Source organism: Neobacillus sp., from assembly GCF_031988165.1.
Lineage (GTDB): Bacteria > Bacillota > Bacilli > Bacillales > Cytobacillaceae > Neobacillus > Neobacillus rhizosphaerae.
On record NZ_DALZYO010000017.1, the window covers coordinates 102787 to 111841 of the forward strand.

7 protein-coding genes are annotated in these 9055 nt (G+C 38.9%); all 7 read right to left on the bottom strand.

Features of this window, described 5'->3' with window-relative positions:
• Nucleotides 1–394: 394 nt before the first annotated feature.
• Nucleotides 395–1126, bottom strand: a complete 732-nt coding sequence (locus tag RTR43_RS12390) for a hypothetical protein (protein ID WP_312472278.1) — start codon at nt 1124–1126, stop codon at nt 395–397.
• A 488-nt stretch (nt 1127–1614) separates the two neighbouring features.
• Complete coding sequence (gene glmS / locus RTR43_RS12395) at nt 1615–3417, bottom strand: glutamine--fructose-6-phosphate transaminase (isomerizing) (protein ID WP_312472280.1); 1803 nt, start codon at nt 3415–3417, stop codon at nt 1615–1617.
• Nucleotides 3418–3887: 470 nt separating this feature from the next.
• A complete protein-coding gene (gene glmM, locus RTR43_RS12400; protein WP_248737851.1) occupies nt 3888–5237 on the bottom strand; it encodes a phosphoglucosamine mutase in 1350 nt (449 codons plus the stop codon).
• Nucleotides 5238–5273: 36 nt separating this feature from the next.
• Entirely contained in the window at nt 5274–6503 is a 1230-nt protein-coding gene (locus tag RTR43_RS12405) for a CdaR family protein (RefSeq protein WP_312472284.1), read from the bottom strand.
• Nucleotides 6496–7323, bottom strand: a complete 828-nt coding sequence (cdaA, locus tag RTR43_RS12410) for a diadenylate cyclase CdaA (protein ID WP_312472285.1) — start codon at nt 7321–7323, stop codon at nt 6496–6498. Before cdaA ends, RTR43_RS12405 begins: the two co-directional genes overlap by 8 nt.
• 129 nt (nt 7324–7452) lie before the next feature.
• Complete coding sequence (rsiW, locus tag RTR43_RS12415) at nt 7453–8076, bottom strand: anti-sigma-W factor RsiW (RefSeq protein WP_312472288.1); 624 nt, start codon at nt 8074–8076, stop codon at nt 7453–7455.
• Between the two features lie 18 nt (nt 8077–8094).
• The gene (gene sigW / locus RTR43_RS12420) at nt 8095–8658 is read right to left on the bottom strand and encodes an RNA polymerase sigma factor SigW (RefSeq protein WP_312472291.1); all 564 of its coding nucleotides are present in this window, start codon (nt 8656–8658) and stop codon (nt 8095–8097) included.
• Nucleotides 8659–9055 lie beyond the last annotated feature (397 nt).

Here is a 9055-nt window from a genome sequence, read left to right on the forward strand (position 1 = left end):
AAACATAGGGGCATCCCTATTGAAGGAATGCCCCCTTTAGTAAGGCTAATATGTGAATCCCTACTAGTCTTGTTGGAGAGAAAAATTTCTTGTTCTACTAACCTGCGCCTCCCCCATTAACAAAATAAAAAAACGAGCTGCCGCTGCAACTCATTATGATCATGAACTCATCCCCAGTTACCTCAATAAAGTACACTGTTTTTCTTTAGTAATGAACGTATTTTGTAACCAAAATCACTTGGGAATATTTCAATAAAACCTATTTTACCTTCATAAACTTCGATTGTTCCTATTTCTTCAAATGAAAATCTTGATCCAAGTATACAAACACAAAGACTTAGTAAGATTTTTGAGATTCGCACCACCTACTTGGAGTGAAATCTATCAGCTCTTTTTATTTGAATTCTATTTCCATTGATTTATTGTATGCTCTTGCATCAATCGATACATGCTGATCATCCTTCCAAAGGATTTGGAAAGAGTTCTTATTGTTTGGGTTACCTCCTTCAAACTCGCCATATCTCTGCAAGTTGTCTCCAATTTTTCCGTAATAAACTTCAATAGGGACTTCATCGTAGAAACGCCCCATCCCTTTTGAATAGGTGTACTTTCTTAATTCCACGATATTGACATGGTTGGGAGATTCACTTTTTTGAAAAGGGAAAAGCCCTAATTCACTTTGAACAACTTGAAATGGAGTAGACTCAGATCCTTTGTTTGGTAATTTAAATTCAACCACCTCTGAGGATTGTTTCTCGCCAAATAGCAGAATCGTTGCTTCTTCGTTATTTTTCCAACTTATTGAAACATCAGAAGGGTTTAGACTTTTTCTATCATTGTTGATTTTACGTTCCATTTTATTGTTTTTATACGAAATCACAACAGTTGGGTCATTGAAGGTAAGGGTACCTTTTACTATCACTTTAATGATATGGTTTTGATCAGGAGATTTGCTCTCAACCAGTTCTGTATCTTCTGTAAGTTTATCGTATGCCTTTGAGGTTAATGACATAGCTGAAACAATAATTACCACAAGTAGAATAAATCCCACAATTAAACATCCAACACCTGATTGAAACTTGGTGCGATTTACTTCGTATTCTAACTCATCATTATCTGTCCACATAATTACTCTCCCTTTTTATTAAAGTTGTTCGGTAAGTATTGCGAAACACCTTTTTGAAAGTTGAGTTAATAAATACGTGTAAGACAGTTTTTCTTACTATCAGATATATTTTACCACACACATACATAGAATTTCCATGTATGTGTGTGGTATTATTTATCTCAAATGCGGAGGTGTTTATTTGGGAGAAACCCGTATTAACAAAAAAGACCCAATCCTGAAAATGGATTGAGTCTCACTTTATCAAATTTTTATTTATAATGTTGATTGACAATTTTTAAGTCAGTTCCCTACTTTTTTGTCTTTCAACATTTAGATGCTCTTTTTCTTTTAGACATAAAAACACCCCTTTAGACAATCATATCTAAAGGGGGGAAGCTTCGCAACTTTCTTATAAACATCGCGACTTTCTTTAAAACATCGCAACTTTCTTATAAACATCGCAACTTTCTTTCAAATCTACAATTAGGTTCAAGCATAAATCCCTCTTATTCAACCGTCACCGATTTTGCGAGATTTCTCGGTTTGTCGACGTCGCAATCACGGTGTAGGGCTGCGTAGTAAGCAAGTATTTGTAATGGTATGACAGAGATAAGCGGTGTTAATAATTCATTTACTTCTGGAATGACGAAGCTGTCTTCGTCATGATTTAAGCCCTTCATCGAAATGATACAAGGGTTTGCTCCACGAGCCACCACTTCCTTCACATTTCCGCGAATGCTTAAATTAACGCTTTCTTGAGTTGCAAGAGCAATGACAGGCGTACCTTCCTCAATTAATGCAATCGTTCCATGCTTTAATTCGCCGCCGGCAAAGCCTTCCGCTTGAATATAAGAAATTTCTTTCAGCTTCAAGGCACCTTCTAATCCCACATAGAAGTCAATTCCACGGCCGATAAAGAAGCAGTTGCGTGTTACGGATAAAAACTCTCTAGCAATCTGTTCAATTAACTCCTTTGAATCGCAGAGAACTTCTATTGCATTTGCGACAATACCGAGCTCTTTCACAAGATCAAAGCCAACTTTTAAGCCGCGGCTCTTCGCCGTTACTTCTGCCAAGATAGAAAGAACAGCTATCTGTGCTGTGTAAGCCTTTGTAGAGGCAACAGCAATTTCCGGGCCAGCGTGTAATAAAAGCGTAAAATCAGCCTCACGAGAAAGCGTTGAACCAGGAACATTGGTAATCGTTAACGTAGGGTAGCCCATTTCTTTCACATTCACAAGCACAGCACGGCTATCTGCTGTTTCCCCGCTTTGTGAAATGAAGATAAACAACGGTTTTTCAGAAAGAAGAGGCATGTTATAGCCAAATTCACTTGAGATATGAACTTCGACCGGAATTTTCGCCATTTTTTCAATAAACTGCTTGCCAACAAGACCGGCATGATAAGATGTACCAGCAGCAATAATATACAGGCGATCTGCTTCATTTAAAGCATCGATGATTTCTCGGTCAATTGTTAACTCACCATGCTCATTCTGATACGTTTGAATAATCTTACGCATCACAAGTGGCTGCTCATCGATTTCTTTCAGCATGTAATGTGGGTAGGTTCCCTTTTCAATATCGCTGGCATCTAGTTCTGCTTTATATGGTGAACGGTTAATGACTTCGCCGTTAAGATTTTGAATCGTTACTTCATCCTTTGTGACAATGACGATTTCTTTGTCCATTAATTCTACGTATTGATCCGTTACTTGCAGCATCGCCATCGCGTCGCTTGCTACTACATTAAAACCATCACCTAAGCCAACAAGCAATGGGCTTTTATTTTTTGCCACATAGATGGTTTCATTGTCACTAGCATCTAAAAGCGCAAGAGCATAGGATCCATGTATAAGGGTAAGCGTTTTACGGAAAGCTTCTACTACCTCTAAGCCATCCTGAACAAATAACTCAATCATCTGAACAATGACTTCCGTATCCGTTTCACTCACGAATGAAACATCTGTTAAATATTCACGTTTTAACAGATCATAGTTCTCGATGACACCGTTATGAACCAGTGTAAAACGGTCGGATGCACTTTGATGGGGATGGGAATTCACTTGGCTTGGAACACCGTGTGTTGCCCAACGTGTATGACCAATTCCGATATTCGCCATTACATCCAAATCAACGATAGCACGCAAATCAGCAATGCGACCTTTTTCTTTAAATACATGAACGCCGTTCTCATTTTTAACAGCAATTCCAGCTGAGTCATAGCCTCTATATTCAAGCTTTTCTAAACCTTTTAATAAAATTTCTTTCGAGTCATTATTTCCAATATATCCAACAATTCCACACATTTTTTGTTTCCTCCCTGATACAGGGGGCAAGGTGCTTTGAGGGCGTACTTGCCCCCTTATCTCTGTTTTGGTAAGGTATCTGTCTATACCTTTTTATACATTTATTTAGTTTGCGCATTTTCCTCTCTTTGTGCACTGAGTTGCCAAAGTGTTTTAAAGAAGAAATTTTCGGTTGTGCGTCTCCAACCGGGAGGTATCCGCCGAACATTCGATAAACCTCCTCCTCGTCAACTAATCAAACCGTCTCTCGATTAGTCCAGGCGCTTTTTTAAGACTTTATTTGCTACCCCAACCCACCTTTCTGTAAAAAATGGATAAACCTGCTTTAAAGAAGCAAAGCAAATTAATAGTACATGATTTGTCAGTCGTCCGTCAACTAAAAACTAAAAGGTTAAACTTTTATTCAAAAACCATTCATAATAAAATATGCATAAGGGCTATTTCACGTTCCCTTATGCATATGAATTAACTTATTCCTTTAATTCCATTTCTTCTTTTACTACCGCGACGATTCGGTTTACGTAGTCTTCACAAAGTTCCTCTGTCGACGCCTCTGCCATGACGCGGACAAGCGGTTCTGTACCCGACGGACGGACAAGAATTCTTCCGTTTCCAGCCATTTCAGCTTCTACATGCTCAATAACTTCTTTTACTTTTGCATTATCGGTTACATGATGCTTATCCGTTACTCTTACATTGACTAGCTTTTGCGGGTATTTCTTCATTTCACCAGCCAACTCCGATAATGGCTTTTGAGTAGCCTTCATTATGTTGACTAATTGCAACCCAGATAATAGGCCATCACCTGTGGTGTTATACTCCAAGAAAATGATATGGCCTGATTGTTCTCCGCCAAGGTTAAACCCATTCTTCTTCATTTCTTCCACCACATAGCGATCACCAACTGCGGTTGGTACGCTGTGGATTCCATGATTTTCAAGAGCTTTATAAAAACCCAAATTGCTCATTACTGTTGATACAATCGTTCCGTGCTTTAAGCGCCCTTGTTCTTTCATATACTTGCCGCAAATATACATAATCTGGTCACCGTCAATGATATTTCCCTTTTCGTCAATCGCAATTAAACGATCGCCATCACCGTCAAAGGAAAGACCGATATCGGCTCCTTTTTCTTTCACTAAACTTACAAGTGCTTCAGGGTGCGTCGACCCAACACCCGCGTTGATATTTAACCCATTTGGTGAAGCACCCATCGTTGACAGGTCCGCATCCAAATCAGCAAATAAGTGTGTCGCCAGCGAAGAAGTGGCCCCGTGTGCACAATCCAAAGCAATATGAATTCCAGAGAAATCTTCCTCAACGGTATTTTTCAAGTATTGCAGATACTTTTGTCCGCCTTCGAAATAATCCATCACCTGCCCAAGTTCAGCGCCCGTAGGACGAGGCAGTTGATCCTGCGGTAAATCAATGAGCTCCTCAATTTCTAATTCCTGTTCATCCGAAAGCTTGAATCCGTCAGGTCCGAAAAATTTAATTCCGTTGTCGGCGACTGGATTATGTGAAGCGGAAATCATCACGCCTGCCTGCGCTCCTAATGCTTTTGTTAAATAAGCGACGCCAGGAGTTGATATGACTCCGAGACGCATTACTTCTGCACCAATGGATAGCAAACCTGCCACAAGGGCCCCTTCCAGCATATGTCCAGATATACGTGTATCACGGCCAATAAGTACTTTCGGACGATCCTTATCTTTTGTTAACACATATCCACCAAAGCGACCTAATTTAAAGGCCATTTCAGGCGTTAATTCACTATTTGCTACTCCACGTACTCCATCGGTACCGAAATATTTTCCCATTGTAAAAATCTCTCCTTCAACATATATTGCTGGATCTTATGCATTTGCTTTTGAAATCGTTATTTTTGCTTTTGATTTATCAGGTTTCCACTTCACATTAAGGGGACCTTCCACATGAATATTTACTTCATGATTCCCCTCCGTAAGGCTGGACAAATCAATATACGCAGAAAAGTCATCGGGTTTCAAAGTGTTTAATGCTCCGCTTGGACCATTAATCAATAAATTTATCAACTGATTTGCAGGATCATTTATCTCCGCTTGATAATTATCGGATAATCCTTGGATTTTTAACGGGATACCCGATATGGTTTTCTCATCTTGCTTATTCACCACCACGGTTACTTTTACTGTTTGCGGGGTAACCTTGGTAATTCCATTGGAGACAATGATAGGTAAAGTGAGTGTTGTATTCTCGGTAATTTTACTGATATCCACTTCGACTCGAACATTTTCAGTCGTCTTAAGAACCTCTGCCTGTCCCATAATAATGGCCTCATTTGTGTCAAGTTCAATCGATTGAATGGTAACTCCTTCTGGTGCTGTTCCTTTTTTAACAGTGTTAATGGGAACGGTTTTTGTGTTACTTTTTATTGGAATCGTGACCTTAACTGTCTCAGGTTCCACCACGACATTTAACTTATTTAGTTCCTTGTCTAGAACTTGGATGCGAGCTTCTTTCGTAACTGATTCTTTCAGTTTATTTTTTTCCTCAATAGTGGCCTTTACATAGGAAATTCGGTCAATAGCACTTTTGGCACCGGTAATTTTCACTTTATTTGGTTCAACAACTGGTGGTCCAGCAGAATATCCCTCTTCAATTTGGTTCGAATTAAATTCTGCTTCCACTTTAAATTCCTTCGTGATTTTTTCCTGAACCGTTACAGTCACACTGGCAGGATTGAGTGTTGCTGTTAATTTATCTGATAAATTTCTTACCTTTAGTTTCACCTTCTGTTTGCCAATCCTCGCGTTAGTTAAATCCACATAAACCTCGAAGTTCTGTGATGCCTTGGCAGACTGAACGTGAGTCATTGGCCCTTTTAAGGTTATATCGATGGTGTTAGGAATCCCAGACACTACTAAATTTTTCGTATCATAGTAAACCTTTACAGGAATATCCGTTAATGTCTCTGTTGTATTCTCCCCAGGTACATTAACGTCTGTCAACTTAGTCCCTGTATGAGGTACAGTCGAATATAATAGAACAGCCAATAATAAAGCAAGGATCTTGATAAACCAAGGATTATCCATCCATTTATCCATTATTTTTCCCCCTCCAGTTCCAACGAGCTGAAGAAGCCTGTTTCGTTTTGTTATGAATTAACAATTCACTCGTAAGTAATTCTCTGAGCTCCTCTATTTTAACATCACGATGAAGTTCACCATTCTTTGTGAGTGAGATGTTCCCGGTCTCTTCCGAAACCACGATGGTTACACTATCCGTGACTTCACTTATTCCTAATGCCGCTCGATGTCTCGTGCCTAGCTCCTTCGAAATAAACGGGCTTTCGGATAAGGGAAGATAACAAGCTGCTGCTGAAACATTATTTTTTTGGACAATAACCGCACCATCATGGAGCGGTGTGTTCGGAATAAATATATTTATCAGCAGTTCTGAAGAAATAGACGCGTTTAACGGGATACCGGTTTCTATGTAATCGCTCATACCCGTTTCTCTTTCAATCGAAATTAATGCACCGATACGGCGCTTTGCCATATAATCGGTTGCCTTTATAATCGATTCGATCGTTTTTTCCTGATTATCATCATCTTGATTACTACTTCGCGAAAAGAACCGCCCTCTGCCTAATTGCTCAAGGGCCCTTCTAAGCTCAGGCTGAAAGATAATAATAATGGCAAGAAATCCCCAATTTATGGCCTGTTGCATCATCCAGCTTAATGTGATTAAGCCGAGCCACTCACCGACAACCCTGACAAGAAGAATGACCAGAATACCTTTTAATAACTGAACGGCCTTCGTTCCCTTTATAACGTTAATCAGCTTGTAAATGACATACCATACGAGGACAATATCAACAATACTAGCTAAACTCTTCCAAACAGTGAAATCAGTAAACGGCATTGTTCTTCCTCCGTAACTTTCTTAAAACGTAGATTGAATACAACCATTTTATTATAACATAAATGTACCTTGTACTTATTATATGTACCTTCTTAACAAAACAAATCACTCCCAGGAGTGATTTGTTTTTTATTCAGATTTAGGCTGATCGAAAATATCAACCACTTCCTGAGCGGTCTTTTTCATATGATACCAAATCCAATCGAATACTTCATTTACTTCTTCTATTTGACCAGTAACATGCCCGGCAGACGCTAAATACTTCTCGCCATTGATGACCGTTACGTCACCCTGAATTTCACCTTCGATCTTCAATTTCCCATTCCGAACGATGACATTGCCCTTAACGGTTTCCCCTTTAGGAACAATGACTGTATTATTTTTTACAACTAAGTTTTTTTGCTTTGAAACAGAAAACTCCCGGTCCTGATTCCAGGTAGAAAATACGCTTCCCATCATTAATATGAAAAATAATGATGCAGCAGCCAGCAACGGATGGGTTTTTACCCAACGCTGCATCCAAACCTTCTTTTTCTCCTTTGGTAGCCGTGACAAAACATTAGCCGTAAAATCTGCGGGTGCCTGCACATGAGATGTACTTTTTACAAAAGCTATCGTCTTTTTAAGTTCGTTAAAAATGAGTGCACACTCTTTACAGCTTTGGAGGTGGTCTCTTAATATTTGTTCCTTTTCTTGGTCAATGTCCTCGTCTAAATATTCATGCATTAATTCGATGATCTGTTCTGGGCACATATATGATTTCACCTCTTATCACACATATCGTAATTGTTGTCTTAAAGCTTCACGGCCACGATGAATTCTTGTTTTGACTGTCCCAAGGGGCAGGTCAAGAATTTCACTAATTTCATTTAAGGACAACTCTTCAATATATTTTAATACGATTGCTGATCGATATTTTTCAGGCAGTTTTAAGATTTCCTTCTGAACCGCTTCCTGCAGTTCTAAGCTTTCTAGCTCCTTTTCCGGAAGCGGGGTATCAGAAGGAATCTGAGAATACATATTTAATCCCTCTGTTCCTGCAACTTCTGCATCTAAATAATAATCCGGCTTCTTTTTTCGCATCCTGTCGATACAAAGATTGGTTGCAATCCGAAAAAGCCATGTGGAAAATTTCAAATTTTGGTTAAACGATTTGATATTCACGAAAGCCCGTATAAATGCTTCCTGTGCCATATCCTCTGCTTCATGTCGATTGCCAAGCATTCTGAAACACAGCTGATAGATACTATTTTTATATATTTCAACGATTTCACCATAGGCATCTTGATCGCCTTTAATGACTTGTTTTATTCTTTTTTTCACAATTGCTTCCATTAACTTCCCTCAGCTCCAATGCTGCTATACGATACTACGAATCGCTAGCGAAAAAGTTTCGTTAAAAACGAAAAAACTTCTCTATATCTATAATATTAACAAAAATTTACTAAAGTGGTTAAAAAATTGTTTAAGATTTTTCTTCAAGAGCTAAAGAAATAAACAACTAGAAGGTGTTCGTGGATAAATAGGGGTTCAACTAGCTGATTTCATAGAGGATATTAAACATTATCTCAATAGAATGGTCCGATTAGCATCGGTAAAATCACTAGCAAAACAACAAGTGCTAGAGTAGAGTATGAAGCTGGTCAGTTAACTTTATTAGTATTCTTTCATAATGTTATAAGAAAAGCGCAAGCGCCCGTTAAGCGGCGTATGGACTGGAGCACTTTGACTG